At 73.4% G+C, this 20,648-nt stretch carries 20 protein-coding genes and 1 tRNA gene; 11 read left to right on the forward strand and 10 right to left on the reverse strand.

Annotated elements, in window-relative coordinates:
- The first annotated feature begins 221 nt into the window (after positions 1-221).
- Positions 222-1,001 (forward strand): IclR family transcriptional regulator, encoded by a 780-nt coding sequence (locus AC067A_RS25505; RefSeq protein ID WP_479244803.1) that lies wholly within the window; start codon positions 222-224, stop codon positions 999-1,001.
- Between the two features lie 54 nt (positions 1,002-1,055).
- On the forward strand, positions 1,056-1,715 hold the full coding sequence (locus AC067A_RS25510; protein ID WP_479244804.1) for a TetR/AcrR family transcriptional regulator: 660 nt from the start codon (positions 1,056-1,058) through the stop codon (positions 1,713-1,715).
- A gap of 278 nt (positions 1,716-1,993) precedes the next feature.
- On the opposite strand, the gene AC067A_RS25515 is transcribed toward AC067A_RS25510, so the two are convergent.
- Together AC067A_RS25515 and ligD are read right to left on the reverse strand one after the other, a co-directional pair.
- Positions 1,994-2,893: an alpha/beta hydrolase gene (locus tag AC067A_RS25515; protein ID WP_479244805.1), complete on the reverse strand. Its 900-nt coding sequence runs from the start codon at positions 2,891-2,893 to the stop codon at positions 1,994-1,996.
- A 134-nt stretch (positions 2,894-3,027) separates the two neighbouring features.
- A complete protein-coding gene (ligD, locus tag AC067A_RS25520) occupies positions 3,028-4,074 on the reverse strand; it encodes a non-homologous end-joining DNA ligase (protein ID WP_479244806.1) in 1,047 nt (348 codons plus the stop codon).
- A gap of 52 nt (positions 4,075-4,126) precedes the next feature.
- On the opposite strand from ligD, the gene AC067A_RS25525 reads away from it, so the two are divergent.
- The 3 genes from AC067A_RS25525 (at position 4,127) to AC067A_RS25535 (ending at position 8,151) form a co-directional block, all read left to right on the forward strand.
- Entirely contained in the window at positions 4,127-5,185 is a 1,059-nt protein-coding gene (locus tag AC067A_RS25525) for an ATP-dependent DNA ligase (protein WP_479244807.1), read from the forward strand.
- 499 nt (positions 5,186-5,684) lie between these two features.
- A complete protein-coding gene (locus tag AC067A_RS25530) occupies positions 5,685-5,879 on the forward strand; it encodes a hypothetical protein (protein WP_051034050.1) in 195 nt (64 codons plus the stop codon).
- Between the two features lie 178 nt (positions 5,880-6,057).
- Positions 6,058-8,151, forward strand: coding sequence for an MDR family MFS transporter (locus AC067A_RS25535; RefSeq protein ID WP_479244808.1), 2,094 nt, complete (start codon positions 6,058-6,060; stop codon positions 8,149-8,151).
- A gap of 63 nt (positions 8,152-8,214) precedes the next feature.
- On the opposite strand, the gene AC067A_RS25540 is transcribed toward AC067A_RS25535, so the two are convergent.
- Positions 8,215-9,465, reverse strand: coding sequence for an MFS transporter (locus tag AC067A_RS25540; RefSeq protein ID WP_479244809.1), 1,251 nt, complete (start codon positions 9,463-9,465; stop codon positions 8,215-8,217).
- Positions 9,466-9,543: 78 nt separating this feature from the next.
- Between AC067A_RS25540 and AC067A_RS25545 the strand changes: the two genes are divergently transcribed.
- Positions 9,544-10,428 carry an ArsR/SmtB family transcription factor gene (locus AC067A_RS25545; protein ID WP_479244810.1) on the forward strand — a complete coding sequence of 295 codons (885 nt, stop codon included), beginning with the start codon at positions 9,544-9,546 and terminating at the stop codon, positions 10,426-10,428.
- Positions 10,429-10,573: 145 nt separating this feature from the next.
- Here AC067A_RS25545 and AC067A_RS25550 read toward each other — a convergent pair whose 3' ends face one another.
- Complete coding sequence (locus AC067A_RS25550; RefSeq protein WP_479244811.1) at positions 10,574-11,026, reverse strand: YchJ family protein; 453 nt, start codon at positions 11,024-11,026, stop codon at positions 10,574-10,576.
- A 113-nt stretch (positions 11,027-11,139) separates the two neighbouring features.
- On the opposite strand from AC067A_RS25550, the gene AC067A_RS25555 reads away from it, so the two are divergent.
- Together AC067A_RS25555 and AC067A_RS25560 are read left to right on the forward strand one after the other, a co-directional pair.
- Entirely contained in the window at positions 11,140-12,483 is a 1,344-nt protein-coding gene (locus tag AC067A_RS25555; RefSeq protein WP_479244812.1) for a 6-phospho-beta-glucosidase, read from the forward strand.
- A 69-nt stretch (positions 12,484-12,552) separates the two neighbouring features.
- Positions 12,553-14,445, forward strand: a complete 1,893-nt coding sequence (locus tag AC067A_RS25560) for a M64 family metallopeptidase (protein ID WP_479244813.1) — start codon at positions 12,553-12,555, stop codon at positions 14,443-14,445.
- Positions 14,446-14,519: 74 nt separating this feature from the next.
- Here the strand turns inward: AC067A_RS25560 and AC067A_RS25565 are convergent, their stop codons facing one another.
- The 3 genes from AC067A_RS25565 to AC067A_RS25575 form a co-directional block, all read right to left on the reverse strand.
- A complete protein-coding gene (locus tag AC067A_RS25565) occupies positions 14,520-15,338 on the reverse strand; it encodes an SAM-dependent methyltransferase (protein WP_479244814.1) in 819 nt (272 codons plus the stop codon).
- A 73-nt stretch (positions 15,339-15,411) separates the two neighbouring features.
- Positions 15,412-15,648 carry a DUF397 domain-containing protein gene (locus tag AC067A_RS25570; protein ID WP_015037566.1) on the reverse strand — a complete coding sequence of 79 codons (237 nt, stop codon included), beginning with the start codon at positions 15,646-15,648 and terminating at the stop codon, positions 15,412-15,414.
- Positions 15,649-16,524, reverse strand: coding sequence for a helix-turn-helix domain-containing protein (locus AC067A_RS25575; RefSeq protein ID WP_479244815.1), 876 nt, complete (start codon positions 16,522-16,524; stop codon positions 15,649-15,651).
- A gap of 271 nt (positions 16,525-16,795) precedes the next feature.
- Between AC067A_RS25575 and AC067A_RS25580 the strand changes: the two genes are divergently transcribed.
- The 3 genes from AC067A_RS25580 to AC067A_RS25590 all read left to right on the forward strand — a co-directional run bounded on the left by AC067A_RS25580 (position 16,796) and on the right by AC067A_RS25590 (position 18,535).
- Positions 16,796-17,227 carry an ATP-binding protein gene (locus tag AC067A_RS25580; RefSeq protein ID WP_479244816.1) on the forward strand — a complete coding sequence of 144 codons (432 nt, stop codon included), beginning with the start codon at positions 16,796-16,798 and terminating at the stop codon, positions 17,225-17,227.
- Between the two features lie 5 nt (positions 17,228-17,232).
- Positions 17,233-17,745, forward strand: a complete 513-nt coding sequence (locus AC067A_RS25585; protein ID WP_479244817.1) for a hypothetical protein — start codon at positions 17,233-17,235, stop codon at positions 17,743-17,745.
- 73 nt (positions 17,746-17,818) lie between these two features.
- On the forward strand, positions 17,819-18,535 hold the full coding sequence (locus AC067A_RS25590) for a class I SAM-dependent methyltransferase (RefSeq protein ID WP_479244818.1): 717 nt from the start codon (positions 17,819-17,821) through the stop codon (positions 18,533-18,535).
- Positions 18,536-18,627: 92 nt separating this feature from the next.
- Here AC067A_RS25590 and AC067A_RS25595 read toward each other — a convergent pair.
- The 3 genes from AC067A_RS25595 to AC067A_RS25605 form a co-directional block, all read right to left on the reverse strand.
- A tRNA-Leu gene (locus tag AC067A_RS25595) sits at positions 18,628-18,715 on the reverse strand.
- Positions 18,716-19,022: 307 nt separating this feature from the next.
- A complete protein-coding gene (locus AC067A_RS25600) occupies positions 19,023-19,721 on the reverse strand; it encodes a class F sortase (protein ID WP_479244819.1) in 699 nt (232 codons plus the stop codon).
- 231 nt (positions 19,722-19,952) lie between these two features.
- The gene (locus AC067A_RS25605) at positions 19,953-20,507 is read right to left on the reverse strand and encodes a hypothetical protein (RefSeq protein ID WP_479244820.1); all 555 of its coding nucleotides are present in this window, start codon (positions 20,505-20,507) and stop codon (positions 19,953-19,955) included.
- Positions 20,508-20,648: the final 141 nt, after the last annotated feature.

Below are 20,648 nucleotides of genomic sequence, written 5' to 3' on the forward strand. Positions count from 1 at the left end.
CGCCGTAAACGGGCCATCAACGTTCGATCAATGGCGGATATCCGGCGCCCCGAGCGGTGTCCCGGCGACCCGGTGCGGCTCCCGCCTCGGCCCCTTCGCCCCGCGGCTGCCACGGTGTGGGACCGCGTATGAACGTCGTGTTTCCGGCCTGGCGGAAGCCCCGTGCCGACTCCCGCCATGTGGCAGCGTGGGAGCCCGATCACCCATGGGGAGCGAACCCAATGACGACCGAGGCCGGCATCGTCCGACCCCCGGCGGGCGCCCAGGCGGTCCGCCGCGCGCTGGACGTGCTGCACTGTTTCCACGACAACGGACCCGACCTGAGCGCCTCCGACCTCGCGCGCCGGCTCGGACTCTCCACCTCGACCGCGCACCGGCTGGCCCGGACCCTGCTCGGCGCGGGCTTCCTGGACCAGGACGCCCGGACCGCCCGCTACCGGCTGGGCCCCGCGATGACCGAGCTGGGCCGCCTCTCGTACCACCAGAGGGGGCTTCACCTGGCGGCGCCCGAGCTGTCCGATCTGGCCGAGCGGACCGGCGCGACGGCCGAGCTGGCGCTGCGCAGCGGTTCGCACGTGGTGGTCGTGGCGGGTGGCCCGGTGACCCCGAAGGTGGCGCTGCGGCGGCCCCTGCACTCGACGGCACCCGGGAAGGTCCTGCTCGCCTGGCCGCCGTCGGACGGTGCCGGGCCGCGGACGCCCCCGGTGCCGCACGCGTCCACGGAACCCCGGGAAGGGGACGCCGAGGCGGCGCGCGTACGGGAGGCCGGGTACGCGCTGGACGACGGCGAGCGCGCGCACGGGGTGCGGACCGTGGCCGTACCGGTCCTGGAGCGGGCGGGGCACGCGCGTTTCGCGCTCGCCCTGCGCTCGCACCCCGAACTGCTCAGCGACGCGCGGCTCGACTGGCACCTGGCGCAGGCCCGGGCCTGCGCGCGGGCCCTCGAAGTGCTCCTGCTGAGCCCTGCGGAGCGCCGGCAGCCCGGTGAGCGGGCCGGATAGGACGGTGCCGGCGGACGGATTTCCGCACGGTCGTGCGTTCAGTACGATGGGAGGATGAGCGGCGACACCGGGACCAAGACCGACGGGCGCGTCGAGCGCGGGAACCAGACCCGGCGCCTGGTGCTCGGCCGGACCATGGACATCGCCTCCGTGGAGGGGCTCGAAGGGCTGTCGCTGGGACGGCTCGCTACCGAGCTCCAGCTGAGCAAGAGCGGGGTCTTCGCCCTCTTCGGCTCCAAGGAGGAGCTCCAGCTCGCCACGATCCGCGCCGCCGTCGCCGTCTTCACCCGCGAGGTCGTCACCCCCCTCCAGGACGTGCCGCCGGGCGCCCGGCGGGTGCGCGACCTGTGCCGGAACTGGCTCGCGTACTCCTCGGGCCGGGTCTTCGCCGGCGGCTGCTTCTTCTACGCGGTCGCGGCCGAGTTCGACGCCCGCACCGGGCCGGTCCACGACGCCGTCGCCCGGACCCGGCTCGACTGGAGCACGTACATGGAGCAGTCCCTGACCGAGGCGCGCGCCGCGGGCGACTTCGCCGGGGACCTGGACGTCGAGCAGCTGGCCTTCGAGGTGATCGCCCTCATGGAGGCCGCGAACGCGCAGTCCGTCCTGCACGGCGAGACCTCGGCGTACGCCCGGGCCGAGCGGGGCATCACCGGCAGGCTGCGCGCCGAGGCGACGGACCGGGGACGCGCGGCGCTCGACGGGACGGCCTGACCGGCCCGGCCCCGAAGCTCCTTCCTTACGCGTCCCGCCACCCACGCATCCCGGGCGGTCCACGCGGTGCCGCCGCCGTCACGGTCACGGTGAGGGTCCGCTCGGCGGGGTCCGTCACCGACGCGGCCTCCGCGACCGCCGCCACCCCGGACCCCCGGACCCCCGGCCGGTCGACGACTCGACGGCGATCACGACGCCGGTGGGCCGACCGGGTGCCGGTCGGCCCGCCCGCTCCGGTGGCCGACCGGCACCCGGCCCTTCCCTGCGGGCACGCCGGTTCAGCCGGCCGCGACGCGGCCCCCGGGCCTCGGGGCCGTCGGTTCCGCGACGGGGCCGGCGGTCGCGAACTCCACGGCCGCGGCGACCACTTCGGGGTCCCTGAGGATGCGGCGGTGACCGAGGCCCCTGGTCACGACGAACCGGGCCCGGTCGCCGTGGGCCCGGGCGAGCAGCCGTGACTGGGCGAGGGGCACCATGTCGTCGGTCTCGTCGTGGAACAGCAGGACGGGAGCGGCGAGTTCGCCGGGGTCCCGGTCGGCGCCGAAGCGGTCCCAGACGCCGGGTTCGTCCGGGGCGAGGCGGCGTTCGACGTGGTCGCGCATGCACCGGATCACCCGCTCGTCCACGCCGAGGCCGGCCCGGAAGCCCGCGAGGAGCATGTCGAAGGAGCCGACGCTGCCGAGGCCCACGAAGCGGGCCGTGCGGACGCCGTCGCGGAGGGCGAAGAGGGAGGCGAGGGTGCCGAAGGAGTGGGCGACGACCGCGTCGAAGTCGCCGTGCCGGGCGTGCAACTCCCGAATGATCTCGCGGTATTCGAGGATGTTGCTGGCCCGGCCGGAGGCCTCTCCGTGGCCGGGGGCGTCGAAGGCGACGGGGCTGTAGCCGCGGGCGAGCAGCGCCTCGGCGAAGGCGGTGAGGCGCGAGGCGCGCGAGGACCAGCCGTGGACGAGGAGGACGGGCCGCCGGCCGTCTCCCCACGCGTAGGTGACGACCTCCTTGCCCCGGATCCGGAGGCGTCCGGTACGCGCGGCGGCGAACAGCTCCCGCTCCTCGGGCTTGAGCCGGGCCCGGCCGAGCGGGCGTACGAAGAGGTGGAAGGCGAGACGGCCGGCCGGTCCGGGGGCGACGCGGGCCGCGACGTTCAGGGTGGTGCGTACGAGCGGAGCCATCGGGTACATGCCGGTTCTCCTCGGTCGTCCTGGCTGTACAAAAATGCTAGCACGACCGTTCGTGTTGTTTTAGGGGTGAGAGGAGGCGGTACGGCGCCCGCCCGGACGGCACCGCCCCCCTTCGGGCCCGCGGAGCCCTCCCGTCAGCCCGCACCCTCGGCCCCGCCCCCCGTGGGCTCCTCCTTCGCGCGGCTCGGCTGCACCCGCTTCGGCTCGCCCGGCATCTTCGGGTGATCCGGCGGATAGGGCAGGTCCCCGAGGCCGCGCTCCGCCTCGTCGCGGCGGGCCAGTTCGAGCAGGGAGTCGAGGCGGAAGCGCTCCTCGTCCATGTCCGCGTGGACGTCGCCGACCTCGGCGTACCGGACGGGCATCGTCTTGATGTCGAAGTCCCGCGGCACGGCGTCGTCGATCTCCTCCCAGCGCAGCGGCGCCGAGACGGGGGCGTGCGGGCGGGGGCGTACGGAGTAGGCGGAGGCGATCGTACGGTCGCGCGCGGCCTGGTTGTAGTCGACGAAGATCCGCTCGCCGCGCTCCTCCTTCCACCACCGGGTGGTGACCCGGTCCGGCATCCGGCGCTCCAGCTCACGGCCGCAGGCGATGGCCGCCCTCCTGACCTGGCTGAAGGTCCACTCGGGCACGATCGGCACGAAGACGTGCAGGCCGCGGCCGCCCGAGGTCTTCGGCCAGCCGCGCAGCCCGTGCTCGTCGAGGACGGCACGGAGTTCGTGGGCGGCGCGGACGGCGTCTGCGTAGTCGGTGCCGGGCTGTGGGTCGAGGTCGATGCGCAGTTCGTCGGGGTGGTCGGTGTCGTCCCGCCGCACGGGCCAGGGATGGAAGGTGACGGCGCCCAGGTTGGCGGCCCAGAGCACGGCCGCCGGCTCGGTGGGGCACATCTCGTCGGCCGACCTGCCGCTGGGGAAGGTGACGTGCGCCGTCGGGATCCAGTCGGGCAGGTGCTTCGGCGCGTGCTTCTGGAAGAAGGACTCCCCGGTCACTCCGTCGGGGTAGCGCTCCAGGGTGGTGGGGCGGTCCCGCAGGGCACGGGTGATGCCGTCGCCGACGGCCAGGTAGTAGTGGACCACGTCGAGCTTGGTGTAGCCGGGCTCGGGGAAGTAGACCTTGTCGGGGCTGGAGACCCGTACGGTCCGGTCGCCGACTTCCAGTTCCAGCGCTGCCGTCTCGCCTGCCATGCGGGCCAGCCTAGAGTTCGCCGCCGACACGCGCATACCGGACAATCGCCCCATGGATCTTCCGGTGATGCCGCCCGTGAAGCCGATGCTCGCCAAGCCCGTGAAGCGGATCCCGCCCGGGATGCAGTACGAGGCGAAGTGGGACGGCTTCCGCTCGATCGTGCACCGGGACGGGCCGGAGCTCGTCATCGGCAGCCGCACCGGCAAGCCCCTCACCCGGTACTTCCCCGAACTGGTCGAGGCGCTCGCGGACCGGCTGCCTCCGCGGTGCGTGGTCGACGGCGAGATCGTGATCGAGCACGAGGGGCACCTCGACTTCGACCGGCTGGCCGAACGGATCCACCCGGCCGCGTCCCGGGTGCGGATGCTGGCCGAGACCACCCCGGCCCGGTTCGTCGCCTTCGACCTGCTCGCCCTCGGGGACGCCTCCCTGCTCGACGTCCCGCTGAGCGAGCGGCGCACGACGCTGGAGCGGATCCTCGGCGGGGTCGACGCCCCCGTCCACCTCACCCCGGCGACCCGGGACGCCGAACTCGCCGCCCGCTGGTTCGAGCAGTACGAGGGCGCGGGGCTGGACGGCGTCGTCGCCAAACCGCTGGACCTGCCGTACCGGCCGGACGCCCGCCTCATGTACAAGATCAAGCACGAGCGGACGGCCGACGTGGTGGTGGCGGGCTACCGCTTCCACAAGAGCGGGCCGGTGGTCGGCTCGCTGCTGCTCGGCCTGTACGACGACGGGGGCGTCCTCCAGCACGTCGGCGTGTGCGCGGCGTTCACGGCGCCGCGGCGGGCCGAGCTGGTCGAGGAGCTGGAGCAGCTCCGGATGGACCCGCCGGACGGACACCCGTGGGCGGCGTGGACCGAGGAGGCCGCGCACGAGGCAGCGCGCCTGCCGGGCGCGCCGAGCCGCTGGTCGGGCAAGAAGGACCTGTCCTGGGTGGCACTGCGTCCGGAGCGGGTCTGCGAGGTCGGTTACGACCACATGGAGGGGGACCGCTTCCGCCACACGGCCCAGTTCAAGCGGTGGCGCCCGGACCGGCTGCCCGGGTCCTGCGGCTACGGACAGCTGGAGGAGCCGGTCTCGTACGACCTGTCCGCGATCCTCACGTGACACCGCGCCCGGCCCCTCGTACCCCACAGGCCCCACAGGCCCCACAGGCCCCATGGGGCCCATGGGCCTCAGGGCCACCGCAGGCACAGGTCCGGTCCGGCCGGAAGCCCCTGGACCGGGGAGTGAGATCCTTCACATTCCCTCGATGATCAATGGGTTCCAAAACCCCCATATCGAGATCCCGTTCGACGGGATTCCGGACGATACGCAGGGAGGGTGCACAAGGCCCGGGCCTCCCGCGCACCCCCGCACCTGCGGGAACGTCGCCGGCGCCGGCCGGGGACGGCACGCGGTCGGCTCCCCCGGCGCCGCCGTGTTCGACCGGGGGTCCGGCGCGCCGCCGTTCCCCCGCGACCGGCCCGTGCCGGAACCTGTACCGCGATCCGGTACGTATGGAGAAGAGAACCTTCCGCACCCTTCCCGGACCGACTAGGACTGACCCGTGATCATCTCGCCCTCGCCCCTCGTCCCCGTACCGATCCCCGATCGCGTGGCCGCCATGATCGGCTCCTGCCTCCCGCTGCACGTCCTCCAGGCCGAGGTCGACGCGGACTGCGCGGCGCGCGAGGTGTACCGGTTCCGTGGACCGCTGTGCGCGGAGGACCGGGCGGACCGCGAGCACGCGCTCGCCGCGCTGGCGCGGGCCAACAAGATCCTGGCGAAGCACCATCCCCAGCTGCCCGTCACGCCCTGACGGAGCACCGGCGGGGACCGTCGTCGCGCCCTGACGGACCACCGGCGTGGGCCGTCGCCCCCTCCTGACGGAACCACCGTCAGGGCCCACGGTCACGCCCTGACGGACCACCGTCGGGGTCCACCTGTTCGGGCGTCCCCCGCATGCAGGCGACCGGTGCCGGTGTGACGCTGCGAGAGTGACCACGACCAGTGACGCAGCGCCCGCGCCTCCGGCCGCCACCGGGCCACCCGTGCTCGACAGCCGCCGCCGCAACATCGTCTTCGGCACGATCATGCTGGGCGTCCTCCTGGCCGCCCTCGACCAGACGATCGTCGGCACCGCCCTGCCCACCATCGTCGCGGACCTGGGCGGCGCCGCCCACATGTCGTGGGTGGTCACCGCGTACCTGCTGGCGGAGACGGTCGCGACCGTCCTCGTGGGCAAGTTCGGCGACCTCTTCGGACGCAAGGTGATCTTCCAGATCTCCGCGGTCGTCTTCATCACGGGCTCGTTCCTCTGCGGACTCGCCACCAACATGACGCTGCTGATCGTCTGGCGCGGCCTCCAGGGCATCGGCGCCGGCGGGCTCATGGTCACCTCGATGGCACTCATCGCCGACGTCATCCCCCTGCGCGAACGGGGCAAGTACCAGGGCGCGATCGGGGCGGTGTTCGGGGTCTCGACCGTCATCGGCCCGCTGCTCGGCGGTCTCTTCACCGACCATCTGACCTGGCGCTGGGCCTTTTACGTCAACGTGCCCATCGCGATCCTCGTCGTCATCGCCGCCGCCCGCACGATCCCCTCCGTGCGGTCCGCGAGCCGTCCCGTCATCGACTACGCGGGCATCGCCCTCGTCGCCGCCGGATCCAGCGCCCTGATCCTGGGCACGAGTTGGGGCGGCAACGAGTACGCCTGGACCTCCGGCGTCATCATCGGGCTCTTCGCCGGCGGCCTGGTCGCCCTGGCCCTCTTCTGCTGGGTGGAGACCCGGGCGGCGGAACCCATGCTGCCCATGCGGCTGTTCGGGAACCCCGTCTTCACCGTCTGCTCGGTCCTCAGCTTCGTCGTGGGCTTCGCCATGCTCGGCGCGATGACCTTCCTGCCGACCTATCTGCAGTACGTCGACGGGGAGTCGGCGACGATGTCCGGCATCCGCACCCTCCCCATGGTCGTCGGCCTGCTCATCGCCTCGATCTTCAGCGGCAACGTCGTCAGCAAGACCGGCCGGTACCGGATCTTCCCCATCGTCGGCTGTCTGGTGATGGGCTCGGGACTCTTCCTGCTCTCCCTCATGGGGCCGGAGACCGGCACCTGGCCGGAGTCGCTGTACATGTTCGTCCTCGGCGTCGGCATCGGCCTGTGCATGCAGGTCCTCACCATCGCCGTACAGAACACCGTCGACTACGCCGACCTCGGCACCGCCACCTCGGGCGTCACCTTCTTCCGTACGCTCGGCAGCTCGTTCGGCACGGCCGTCTTCGGCACGATCTACGTGAACTCCCTCAAGCCCAACCTGGCGTCGGGCGTCCTCGAGGCCACGGCCGTCGCCGGCAGCGTGGGCCTCCCACAGGCCGGCATCGCGCAGGCCGCGCAGAGCCCGGCCGGGGTGCACGCCCTGCCGGACCGGATCGCGGAGCCCATCGTCCAGGCCTACGCCGACACCCTCCACACCGTCTTCCTGTGGACCGTCCCCGTCGCCGCCGTCGGCTTCGTGGTGGCCCTCTTCCTCAAGCAGGTGGCACTCCGCGACTCGGCCCGTGCCGCCGCCCCCGACATGGGCGAGGGCTTCGGCTCCCCCACCATGTCCGGCGACTCGGAGAAGCTCCTCGAACTGTCCGTCGGCCGGATCCTGCGACGCCAGGACATGTCCACGGCCCGGCGCATCGTCGGCGGGTCCGACACCCGGCTCGACTTCGCGGGAGCCTGGGCGGTCATGCAGGTCGAGCTCTTCACCCGGACCGTCGGGCACGCCAGCCTGGGCCTGATCTCGGCCGGCCGGAGGGTGCCGCCCGAGGTGCTGCTCCCGGTCTTCGACCGGATGGTCGACGAGGGCTTCCTCGTACGGAGCGGCAACCTGCTCTCCCACACCACGGCGGGCGAGCGCGAGGCCCACGTCATCACGAAGGCCTGGGGCGACTGGCTCGCCGACGAGGTCGAGCGGGAACGCGGCCGCCCCAGCGAGCCCGAGCTGCGCGTCGCGACGGACGCCATCGCCAAGAAGATCGTCGCCGAGGACCTCGCGCACGGCATGCCGCGAAGCCAGGTACCGGCGGGCGTCGGCTCCCGCTGAGACCCCCCGGGAGCCCGACACCCCCGGGGGGGGCGTGCAGATCAGGCGATCGGCAGGACCCCCCTAGAGCCTGCCCCGGGTACCCCGTACCACCAGCAGCAGCGGTAGCACCGCGAGCAGTTCGCCCAGGGCGCCCGCCCACAGGGCCGTGCGCACCCCCGCGTACTGGCCGAGGAGGCCGCCGGCCAGGGCGCCGAGGGGCATGGCGCCCCAGGCGAGGAAGCGGAAGGTCGCCGTCACGCGGCCGAGGAGCGGGGCGGGGGTGAGCCGCTGGCGGAGGGCCACCGAGCTGATCCTGAAGGTCATGAAGGCGGTCCATCCGAGACCCTGGAGCAGGCACGCCAGCGCGTAGCGCCCGTCCGCCTGGAAGAACGGCAGGGCCAGCAGCCACAGCGCCCCGCTGACCAGGACGGAGACGCACATCGCGCGCCCCTCGCCGAGGCGGGCCGCGATCCGGGTCGTGAGGAGGCTGCCGAGGAAGCCGCCGAGCGCCTCGGCCGTGAACACGAGCCCGCACAGGAACGGCGACATGCCCAGGTCCCCCGCGAGCAGCACGAGGAGCATCGAGGTGCCGAGCGTGCCGCACAGGTTGGAGATCGCGGCGGTGAGCGTCAGCGCCCTCAGCAGCCGGTCACGGAACACGAACCGCAGCCCCTCCGCGATCTCGTCCCGCAGCCGGACGCCCGGGGCGCGCACGGGCCGGGGGTCCGGACGGCGGATCCGGGAGAGAAAGAGCGCGGAGACGAGGAAGCTGACGGCGTCGACGGCGAGCGCCACCGGGGCGGTCACCGCCGCGACGAGGGCTCCGCCCGCTCCGGGACCGCCGGCCGCCGTGACCGTGCGGGAGGCCTCCAGTGCCACGTTGGCCTCCACCAGACGGTCCTCGTCGACCAGTTGGGGCAGATGGCTCTGGTACGCGATGTCGAAGAAGACCGTGCAGACCGACAGTCCGAAGGCCACCGCGTACACCTGGGGAAGGGTCAGCACCCCGAGCCAGGCGGCGAGCGGCAGGGTGGCGAGGAGGGCGGCCCGGCCGAGATCGCCCGCGACCATCACGCGCCGGCGGCGCATCCGGTCCACCCACGCCCCGGCGGGCAGCCCGAGCAGCAGGAAGCCGAGGTACTCGCACACGACGAGCAGCCCCGCCTCGAAGGGCGACGCGTCGAGCGGGCCGATCGCCACGAGCGGGAGCGCGAGGACGGTGACGGCGGTGCCGGCCTGGCTCACGGTGTCACCGATCCACAGCCGGCGGAAGTCCGGCATCCGGAGGAGCCGGGGAGGGGTGCGAGAAGGGACGGGGGAGGTGGTGGTCATGTCGGCGAACACCATCACCCCCGGCCGGAGCCGACCAATGTTTTAGTCTGGGCGAAAAGCTCGTGGGCGGGGGCAGCGGTGGGAGAGATACGGTTCGGGGTGGACGACCTGGCGCAGCTCCGGTTCGCCGTGTCGCCCCTCTGGGAGTCCGTCGCCGCCCTGCGGGCCTCCGTCGACCCGGGGCGCCACGCCCTCCATCTGCCCTGGATCAAAACGGCGTCGACCGTCGGCCGGGAGCGCACCGACCTGCTCCCGCACCTTCCGGAGCTCGAAGCCCTCGCCCCGCCGCCGCGCTGCCCCCTCGCCGAGATCGAGGAGGAACTCGCCGTGCTCACGGGCCGGCCGGGACACGCGGAGGCCCTGCTCGCCTGGTGGCGGGCGGGGGTGCGCCCGTACTGGCCCCGGATCAGGGCCGTACTGGAGGCGGACCTCGCCTACCGCACGCGCCAGCTCGCCGAGGACGGCATCCAGGAGGTCTTCGCCCACCTCCATCCGAGCCTGCGGTGGGCGGAGGACAAGCTCACCGGGGCCGGCCTCCCGGCCCGGGGCGTCGCCCTGGACGGCGGCGGGATCACCCTCGCGCCGAGCGCCTTCACGACCCGCTGCGTGCTGCTTCAGGGACGGGACGCCGAACCGGGGCGCCCCGGCACGCCGCCGTGTCTCGTCTACCCCGCGCGGGGCGTCGGCACCTTGTGGGAGCGGCGCGCGGAGCCGGGCGACGGGCTCGCCCGGCTCCTCGGGCGCAGTCGGGCGGGGCTCCTGGGGCGCGCGAGCACCCCGACGACCACCACGGTCCTCGCCCTGCAGACGGGGCTGAGTCCGGGCGCGGTCTCGCAGCACCTCTCGGTTCTGCGGGACGCGGGTCTGGTGACCTCGCACCGGTACCGGCGGGAGGTGTACTACCGGGCCAGCGAGCTCGGGGAGGCGCTGCTCGGCGGGGCCCCGCGACAGGGCCCGGCCTGACCCGGGGGTTCAGGCCTGGTCGGGGGAAGCCGGGCCCGCGGGTTCAGAGCTCGCCGGGGACGTCCGGAGCCGGGGGTTCAGGCCTGGTCGGGGGAAGCCGGGCCCGCGGGTTCAGAGCTCGCCGGGGACGTCCTGACCCCGGCGTTCAGGCCTGGTCGGGGAAGTCGCCGTCCACGTACACCCAGGCGCCCTCGTGGCGGGCGAAACGGCTCCGCTCGTGCAGCGAGCCCGGCTCGCCGCCGTGCGCGAAGCGGGCGGTGAACGTGACGGTGCCGTGCCGGTGGAAGGCGGTTCCCTCGGTGGCGGCCTCGATCTCCAGGCCGGCCCAGCGCGTCCCGGGGTCGAAGTCGACGTCGTCCGGACGGGTCTCCGGCGCCCAGGTGCGCAGCAGATAGGCCTCGTCGCGGACGACGAAGGCGCTGTAGCGCGAGCGCATGAGGAGCTCGGCGGTGGGTGCCGTGCCGCCGGCTCCCGAGTGGAACCGGCCGCAGCAAGCGCCGTACGCGGCGTCGAGACCGCAGGGGCAGGGCGAGGTCGCGGTCACGGCGGGCGCGGCGGCGGCCGAGGGCGTGCGGGGGCGGGTCTTGCGTCGGGACATGGCGTCATTGTCCCCCACCCGGAGGTCGCGGCGGCGCCCGGGATGTGGACGCCGGCGTGGACGGCGGCCCGGAATCCCGCTGCTCAGGGGGCCCGCCCGAGTAGCGTACGGGCATGAGACTGACGATTCTCGGAGGCGGCGGATTCCGGGTGCCGCTGGTGTACGGCGCCCTGCTCGGCGACCACGCCGAGGGGCGGATCACCCACGTCACGCTGTACGACCTGGACGGCGCCCGGCTGTCGGCCATCGCGCGGGTCCTGGCGGAGCAGGGGGCGGGGGTGCCGGACGCGCCCGCGGTGACGACGACCACGGATCTGGACGAGGCGCTGCGCGGGGCGGACTTCGTGTTCTCCGCGATCCGGGTCGGGGGTCTGGAGGGCCGCGCGGCCGACGAGCGGATCGCGCTGGCCGAGGGAGTGCTCGGCCAGGAGACGGTGGGTGCGGGAGGCATCGCGTACGGGCTGCGGACCGTGCCCGTCGCGGTGCGCGTGGCGCGCAGGATCGCCGAACTCGCCCCGGACGCCTGGGTCATCAACTTCACCAACCCGGCGGGCCTGGTCACGGAGGCGATGTCCCGGATCCTGGGCGACCGGGTCGTCGGCATCTGCGACTCCCCCGTGGGCCTGGGCCGCCGCGTCGCGCGCGTCCTCGGCGCGAACCCGGACGAGGCCTGGATCGACTACGTGGGCCTCAACCACCTGGGCTGGCTGCGCGGTCTGCGGGTCGGCGGCCGGGACGAGCTGCCGCGCCTGCTCGCCGACGAGGCGGCGCTCGGCTCCTTCGAGGAGGGCCGGCTCTTCGGGCCCGAGTGGCTGCGCTCGCTCGGCGCCGTCCCCAACGAGTACCTGCACTACTACTACTACAACCGGGAGGCGGTGCACGCCTACCGGAACGCCGAGCGGACCCGCGGCGCCTACCTCCGCGACCAGCAGGCCGGTTTCTACGACGAGGCGGCCACGTCCGACACGTCGGCGCTCGCCGCCTGGCACCGCACTCTCGCCGACCGCGAGGCGACCTACATGGCCGCCAACCGGGAGGCCGCCGGGACTGGGGACCGTGCCGAGGAGGACCTGGAGTCGGGCGGCTACGAGAAGGTGGCGCTCGGGCTCATGCGGGCGATCGCGCGGGACGAGCGGGCCACCCTGATCCTCAACGTGCGCAACGGGTCGACGCTGGCGGCGCTCGACGCGGACGCGGTGATCGAGGTGCCCTGCTCCGTCGACGCGAACGGCGCCCATCCGGTGTCGGTGGCCCCGCTGCCGTACCACGCCGTGGGTCTGGTGACGGCGGTGAAGGGGGTCGAGCGCGAGGTCCTCGCGGCGGCGGAGAGCGGCTCGCGGGCGACGGCCGTCAAGGCCTTCGCGCTGCATCCGCTGGTCGACTCGGTGGCGGTGGCCCGCCGGCTGGTGGAGGGCTACCGGTCGGAGCACCCCGGCCTGGCGTACCTGCGGCACTGAACCGTCGCGGAACCGTACGGCCGGCGAACATCTTTACGGGGCGAGGGGCGCGGCCTAGGCTCGCGCCCCATGACCTCAGAGCGCAACGGAGCACGCAGAGGCCTGGCCCGACTCGTCGCAGTGTGTCTGCTGGCCGCCGGACTCGTGGGAGCGGGACCGGCGGCCGCGGAGACCCCGACGACCGGTGACGGTCCCGTCGTCGTCCCCGTCCAGACGACCGGGCCCGCCGACCGGCGGTTCAACCTGGTCTTCATGGGCGACGGTTACACCGCCGGGGAGATGCCCGCCTTCCGGGCGGACCTGGAACGGCACCTGAACACCCTGTGGAGCATCGAGCCCTTCGCCTCGTACCGTTCGTACGTCAACGTGTGGGCGGTGGAGGCGCCTTCGGCGGAATCCGGCGTCGACTGCGACCCGTCGCTGACGGCCCCGGCCCGTGACACCGCACTCGACATGGGCTTCTGGGGCGGCTGCAACCCGGACAGCGTGCAGCGGCTGCTCACCGTCGACAGCCGCAAGGCCGCCGCGCTCGCCGACCTCGTCCCCGGCACGAGCCGCGCCAACCGGCAGATCGTCGCCCTCGCCCACAGCTCCACCTACGGCGGCGCGGGCGGCGGTTACGCCACCGCGTCCGGCGGCAACGCGCTCTCCTCCCTCATCACCCCGCACGAGATAGGCCATTCGCTCGGCGGCCTCCAGGACGAGTACGACTACTACGCCCGCGGGGTCCCCGGTGAGGCCTACTCGGGGCCCGAGCCGAGCTCCGTCCACCACACCCTCCTGACGGAGGAGCAGTTGCGGGAGCGGCGGGCGAAGTGGTGGCGCTGGCTCGGCGAGGAGAGCGAGGCGGGCGGCACCATCGGACGCTTCGAGGGCGGTCTGTACAGCACGGCGGGGGTCTGGCGGCCGAGCCGTCACTCCCTCATGAAGACCCTCGGCTACGCCTTCGACCAGGTGGAGCGCGAGGTGATGGTCCAGGCGATCTCCGCGAAGGTGAACCTGGTCCAGGACCACACGCCGAACACCGCGCCGGTCGGCGCGGACAGGACGGTGTGGGTGGACACCCTGCACCCGACAGGCGGCGAACTCGCCGTCACCTGGCGGCTGGACGGCCGGACGCTGTCCACGCGTGGCGCGCGGACGGTCGACCTGCGACGGCTCGGCCTCTCCCCCGGCGCGCACGCCCTGACGGCGACGGTCACCGATCCGACGCCCTTCGTCCGCGATCCGGAGGTCCGCGCGTCGGCCGCGCTCACCCGTACCGTCGCGTGGACGGTGGACACCGCGCTCACCACGCGGGAGGAGCCGGTGAGGCCCGCGTTCACCGGGCACACGCCCCTCGGCGCTCCGGTGGGCTCCGGGTCGGTCGTCCACGCGGACACCACCCACCCGGCGGACCGCACCCCTGCCGTGCACTGGCGCCTCGACGGCCGCCCCGTCCGCCCGGCGGGCCGCAACGACCGTGACCTGGACCTGGGTTCGCTCCGCCTCGCCCCCGGCACGCACACGCTGACCGCGCGCATCCCCGGCACGTCCGAGGAGCTGGCCTGGACGGTGGACGCCCGCCCGGGGACGGCCTCGTACGAACTGTCCGCGCCGCTGCGCACGGTGCGGCGCCCGGACCGGCCCGTCGAGTACGTCTACGACGGCCCGTTCACGATGCGGCTGAGCGCGCGGGACGACCAGGAGGGCGCCGTCGTCAGCCAGTTCCGGGTGGACGGAGACGGCTGGTACACGTACTACGGCTGGCCGACGGACGCGGCCGCCCCGTTCCGGTTCACGCCGGGCGGCACCGTCATCGACGACCTGGTGTACGGGAAGCTCGGCCGCAGCCGCGCCGTGCCGTGGGACGACGCCACCCCGGACTACGGCACGCACACGATCGAGTACCGCACGGTCGACGCGGCCGGCAACGTGAGCCGGGCGCGGAGCTTCCTGGTGACGCTGGTGAGGAAGCCGTAGGACGCGGCGGACGGAGAGGGCCCGTGGACCGGATGCCGGTCCACGGGCCCTCTCCTCGCTCCGTACGTCTCGGGTCAGGGCTTGCGGGCCACGGCGGCCCACCCCGGGATGGGGTCGTCGCCCTGGACCGGGATGGGCTCGCCCAGCTCCGGGTGCCACTCGGCGGTGAGCGAGACACCGGGCTCGACGAACTCCAGGCCCTCGAAGAAGGCGGCCAGCTCGTCGCGCGAGCGGGGCCGCAGGGTCAGCCCGCGCGCCTTGTACATGGCGCTCGCCTTCGCCGCGCCCTCGGGGTCGAAGTCCCCGGTGACGTGCGAGAGGACGAGGTAGCTGCCCGGCGCGAGCTTCTCGACGATCTTGGAGACCAGTTCGTACGCGCCGTCCTCGTCCCCGACGAAGTGCAACAGGGCGAGCATCGACAGCGCGATGGGCTGGTCGAAATCAAGGACCTTTCCGGCCCTTTCGAGGATGACCTCGGGCTCGCGGGCGTCCGCCTGGATGTACTCGGTGGCCCCCTCCGGGGTCGAGCGCAGCAGGGCGGCCGCGTGGGCGAGCACGATCGGGTCGTTGTCGCAGTAGACGATGCGGGACTCCGGCGCGGCCTCCTGCGCGATCTGGTGCAGGTTGGGCTCGGTCGGGATGCCCGTGCCGACGTCCAGGTACTGCCGGACGCCGTGGGCGCTGAGCCAGCGGATGGCGCGGTGCATGAAGGCCCGGTTGACGCGGGCCATGTCGCGGCCCCGGGCGTCGACGGTGAGCAGCTGGCGTGCCATCGCCTCGTCGACCGGGTAGTTGTCCTTGCCGCCCAGGAACCAGTCGTACATCCGCGCGGGATGAGGCTTGCTGGTGTCGATGCGTATCTCACTCCGCGGCGATGCGGGGTCCTGGGTCATCGGCTCTCCTGGTCGGGACGAACGGCTGGCACTACAGCAAGAGTTACGCGATGGTAGCGGCGGGACGGAAGGGTCAGGTGAGCAGGAAGTCAGCCTGACCGGATTTGGCGCCCTGGATGAAAGCGGCGATCTCCCCGTGGGTGTAGATGAGCGCTGGTCCTTCAGGGTCTGCGGACTGTCGCACGGCGACCCTGCCGTCGGCCAGCTTCATGGCCTCCACGCAGTTGCCCCCGTTCCCGCCGCTCCACGGCTTGTGCCAGCCCTCGGCACCGAGCTCCGCGGCGGGCATGCCGTTGTATATGCGATCCATTCACAGCTCCTTGCGGAGATTCCGGAGAATCTCCTTCGTGCGTTGTGCAGTCGCGGCCTGCGCCGCCATGCGGTCCATGACCTCCAGGTGGGATGCCACCTCGGGGCGCGCGTCGAGGTAGACGGCGCCGGTCAGGTACTCGCTGTAGACCATGTCCGGCAGTTCGGGCATGGCGAAGCGGAAGAGGACGAACGGTCCGTAGGTGCCGGGGTGGTGGCCGGACCCGAACTCCGCGATCTGCAGGGTGACGTTCGGCGACTCGGACGCTTCGAGCAGCCGGTCGAGCTGGTCGCGCATCACCTCGGGCCCGTTGCCGACCGGTCGGCGGAACACCGTCTCGTCCATGATCACCCAGAACTTCGGGGCGTCCTCCCTGGTCAGCAGGGACTGGCGCTCCATCCGTAGGGCTACATGGCGCTCGGCGTCCTCGTCCTTGCCGGCATCGCTGCCGCCACCGACCGCCCCGCTGCGCAGAATGGCACGGGCGTACGCCTCGGTCTGCAGGAGACCGGGGATGAACTGGGGTTCGTAGGCCCGGATGAGGCTCGCGGCCCCCTCCAGGCTCACGTACATGGAGAACCAGCCGGGCAGCACGTCGTGGAACCGCTGCCACCAGCCGGGGAGGTTGGCCTCCTCCGCGAGGGCGATGAAGCCCTCGGCCTCGGAGTCCGAGATCCCGTACTCCTTCAACAGGAGCTGTACGTAAGGGATCTTCAGCGCGACCTCGGCGGTCTCCATCCGCCGGACGGTGGCCGGGGCCACCCGGAGGATCTTCGCGGCCTCCTCCCGCTTCAGGCCGGCCCGCTCCCGCAGATCCTGCAGACGCCTGCCGAGAACGACCTGTCCCACCGTGGGGGCGGACCGCGGCTCGCTCACTCTCAGACCTCCCCGACGCACTGTTTCGATGAGTGTGCCACGAAGCCGGGCCAGTGAGAACAAGGCACTCTGCAATTTTCAGAGTGCCACTTGCCAAGTGTCCGACTCAGGAGGACAGTGTTCCGGTGAACCAGTACACGCTGCCGCCGTGCGCCGTCAGGCCACGGCGACAGCGCCGTACGGCAGTCCTGCCCACTGTTGTGAGGAACCGGTCGTGGCTTCTGGTAACGCGCAGCCCTCAGGTCTCATGAGCCCGCGAGCCCATCGGGTCATGGCCCAGCGCCCACAGCAGCACACCGATCCCGTCCGCCGCTTCGCCTTCGAGCTCCCGGCCCTCACCGGATCCGTCGCACGGGCCCGTCGGCTCGCCGAGGAGCGGCTCATCCTCTGGGGCTGCGGCCCCGACATACGCGACACGGTCGCCCTCGTGGTCTCCGAACTCGTCACCAACGCCGTCGTGCACACCGCCAGCGACCGGGTGATCTGCGAGATCCGCGAGGGCGAGGACACCCTCCGCATAGCCGTACGCGACGAGGGCGGCCCGGCGGGACCGCGGATACGCGACTGCGGCGAGGAGGAACGCGGCCGCGGACTCCTCATCGTCGACGCCCTCTGCACCGCCTGGGGCGCCGACCGCACCGGCCACGGCACGGCACAGATCGTCTGGGCGGAGCTCGCCCACGGCATGGGGGAACCATGCTGAGGTCGATGGCCACCCTGCTGACCCCCCGGTCGGCCCGCAAGCCCCCGGAGAGCTCCGCCGTCCCGCGCCAGCGCGGCACCTTCGAGCCCCGCGGACCGCAGCCCAGGAGGATCGGCTCGACGTCCCCCGGCTCGGCGACGCTCGACTCCGCCGAACTCGGCTCCACCCGTCTCGCCGTCCCCGTCGGCCTCCATACGGGCCTCGGCTGCGACGCCGTCGGCGTCCCCGCCCGCTTCGGCTTCAAGATCCTCTCCCGGCTCCCCGGCAAGGGCTGCGTCTACGCCGACTCCGACTGGTGGTGGTGGCTGGTCCCCGCCCGCTCGGACCTCGACCTCGTCTGGCCGCTGCCGACCTGTTACGCCCCCGGCGCCGAGATCCCGGACCGCGGGCCGCGCCTCATCCACCACCCCGACGGCACCTCCCCCTACACGCCGCCGATCCCCCTCTACCTGCTGGCCTGCCAGCTCACGGGCACCGCCCCCGCGTGGCCGGCGCCCCCGGTGGGCAGCGCGCTCTGACGCGCCGGAGCGGGTCTCGCGACCAGGCCGGATCGGGCGCTTTCCGAGGCCGTCCCGGCATAGGGTCGGGGGCATGTTCTCCCCGCAGGGCCCCGGCATCCGCGAGCTGACCGTCCAGGCCCTCTCCTCCGTCGAGCACGGCTACGACCTGCTCGCCGGCAAGTTCGACGCGACCCCGTTCCGCACCTCCGACCGGCTCCTCGCCGCGGTGACCCGCACCCTGGAGACCCTCGGCCCCTTCGACTCGGGACTCGACGTCTGCTGCGGCACCGGCGCCGGACTCGACGTGCTGCGCGCCGTCTGCGCGGGCCGCGTCACGGGCGTCGACTTCAGTACGGGCATGCTGGCCCAGGCCCGGGCCGCCCACCCGGCCGCCGACCTCGTCCGCGCCGACGCGCTGGCCCTGCCCTTCGCCCCGGCCTTCGACCTGGCCGTCAGCTTCGGCGCCTTCGGGCACTTCCTCCCGGCCGACCAGCGCACCCTCTTCTCCCAGGTCCACGCCTCCCTCCGCCCCGGCGGCACCTTCGCCTTCCCCGTCGCGGCCCCGCCCCCCGTCGGCTCACGCCTCTACTGGGTCCTGTGGGGGTTCGACGCGGCCATGCGGGTCAGGAACGCCCTCTGGCGTCCCCCGTTCGTCATGTACTACCGGACCTTCCGTCTCACCGACGTCCTCACCAGGCTGCGGGACGCCGGCTTCGACGCCTCCCTCACCCCGGTCGAGTCCCTCGGCCGCCGGGAGGACGGCAGCCCGGTCTGCAGACTGGTGGTGGCCCGCAAGCCCGCCGCGTGACCCCGGCCCGACCCGTCGGCCCGCGGGCCGGCCGCCGATTCCGGGCATACGGAAAGTGCCGGTCGATTCGAGATCGACCGGCACTTTTCGTGTGGTGTCCGAGGGGGGACTTGAACCCCCACGCCCGATAAAGGGCACTAGCACCTCAAGCTAGCGCGTCTGCCATTCCGCCACCCGGACCAGGTGTCTGTCGCTTCGTGGTTTCCCTCGCGGCGACAGATGTAACTCTACCAGGGGTTCGAGGTGCCTTTCACCAGCGTTTTCCGTGGTCAGTGGGGTGCGGGGGCGCCACGACCCGGATTTCGCCCGGCATTGTCCGCTTACGCATGAGTTCGACCGGCGATCATGGGCTCAGGAGGCGGAGAAAGGGCGGGCGGGGAGCCCGGCGCCCCCCGACGCCGGCTCCCGTGGGGGCCACAGTGGCGACCGCGGCGCGGTCCGGGCCAATGGTGCGGAGGGAGTCCGTCAGGTCCCCGGAACCCCGGAATCAGCGGACCCCGACGAGGCGGGCCGAGACGACCACGTTGCCGGTGTAGCCGTTCTCCTCGGTGAACGCGCCGCCGCAGGTGATCAGGCGCAGCTCCGGGCGTCCGGAGTCGCCGTAGACGCGTTCGGCGGGGAAGGCGTCCTTGGGGACGACCTCGACGCCGTAGACGGCGAAGACGGCGGTCCGGCCGTCGCGGCGGGTGATCTCGACGCGGTGCCCCTTGGCGAGGGCGCCGAGGTCGTAGAAGACGGCGCGGCCGTTCGGGGTGTCGACGTGGCCGACGACGACGGCGGTGCCCCGCTCGCCGGGGGTGACCGCGCCGGTGAACCAGCCCGCGAGCCGGTCGTCCTCGGGCGGCGGGGCCTCGATCCAGCCGTCGGCGTCGAGCCCGACGCCCGTGACGGGCGCGTCGACGCGGACGGCGGGGACGCGGACCCGGACGGGGGCCGAGGGCGGCAGCGGATCGGGTACGGAGACGGGGCCGAGCGCGGCGGCGTCGGCGCGGGTCCCGCCGGGGGCGGTCACGGCGAGGGGCTGCGGCGGGCCGTCGGCGTCGAGTGCGCCCGTGCCGCCGCGCACGAGGTGCACCCCGACGAGGAGGACGACGGCGACGACACCCCAGGCGCCGCGCCGCGCGTGACCGTCCGCCCGCGCCGCGTCGGCCGCCCGGGCGAGCACATGACCGTCCGCCCGCGCCATGTCGGCCGTCCGAGCGGACGCGTGACCGTCCGCCCGTCCTCTGTCGGCCGGCCGTGTCGCCGCCGCACGTCCCGTGGCCGGCGGCGGCACGGCGCCGTCCGGCCCTCCCGTACCGCCCGACCACCCCACGTCCGCCCTCCTCGGCAGCGTCCCACCGTTGGCGCCCCTCCGTCCCGGACCTCGTCACACCGGGGCGGAGGGGCCGTTCTCAGGCCCCCCTGGTCCCGGCCGTCAGGCGCGGCCGCCGGTGCCGCGGCGCCGGGCCAGCACGACGGCGGCGCCGAGCGCGCCGACGATGAGCAGGCCGCCCGTGACCACTTCGGTGGTGACGAGGCCGCCGTCGGCGCCGGAGGCCGCGGCCGTGCCGAAGCCGGCCTTCACGCCCTTGTGCGCTCCGGGAGGCAGGACCTGGTCCTGGCCGTCCGGAGTGGGGCTCGGGTCGCCCTGGGCGATGGTCAGGGTGGTGGTGCCGCGCTCGCCCTTGCAGTCGAAGGTGATCTCGTACTCGGTGCCGGCCTTGGCCTCGACGTCCACGGTCGCGCTGCCCGAGCGGCCCTCGGTGAGGGTCACGGTGTCGAACACGCCGGAGGTGACGGTCACGGACGGCACGTCGCAGCCGTCGGAGGCGAGGGTGACGGTACCGCCGGGGACGACCGTCGCCGGGGTGACGGAGAAGCCGAACGACGTGATGTTCCGGTCGACCTCGTCCGCCGCCGCGCCCGGGGCGGACGTCACCGTGGCGACGGCGCCGAGCAGGACGGCGGAAGCGGCACGTATCGCGCGCATGGACGGCCCTCCGGTTCACGGGAGAGGTCGGACACGGAGCGATTCCGTGGCCGCTGCGAAACGACCCTCACCACGATCGAAGCTAGGTCCGCCCCCGGCGCGCCGCCACCGGTCTCCGCCGAACGGGGCACGCCGGGCGTG

The organism is Streptomyces sp. NPDC043176 (genome assembly GCF_056436715.1).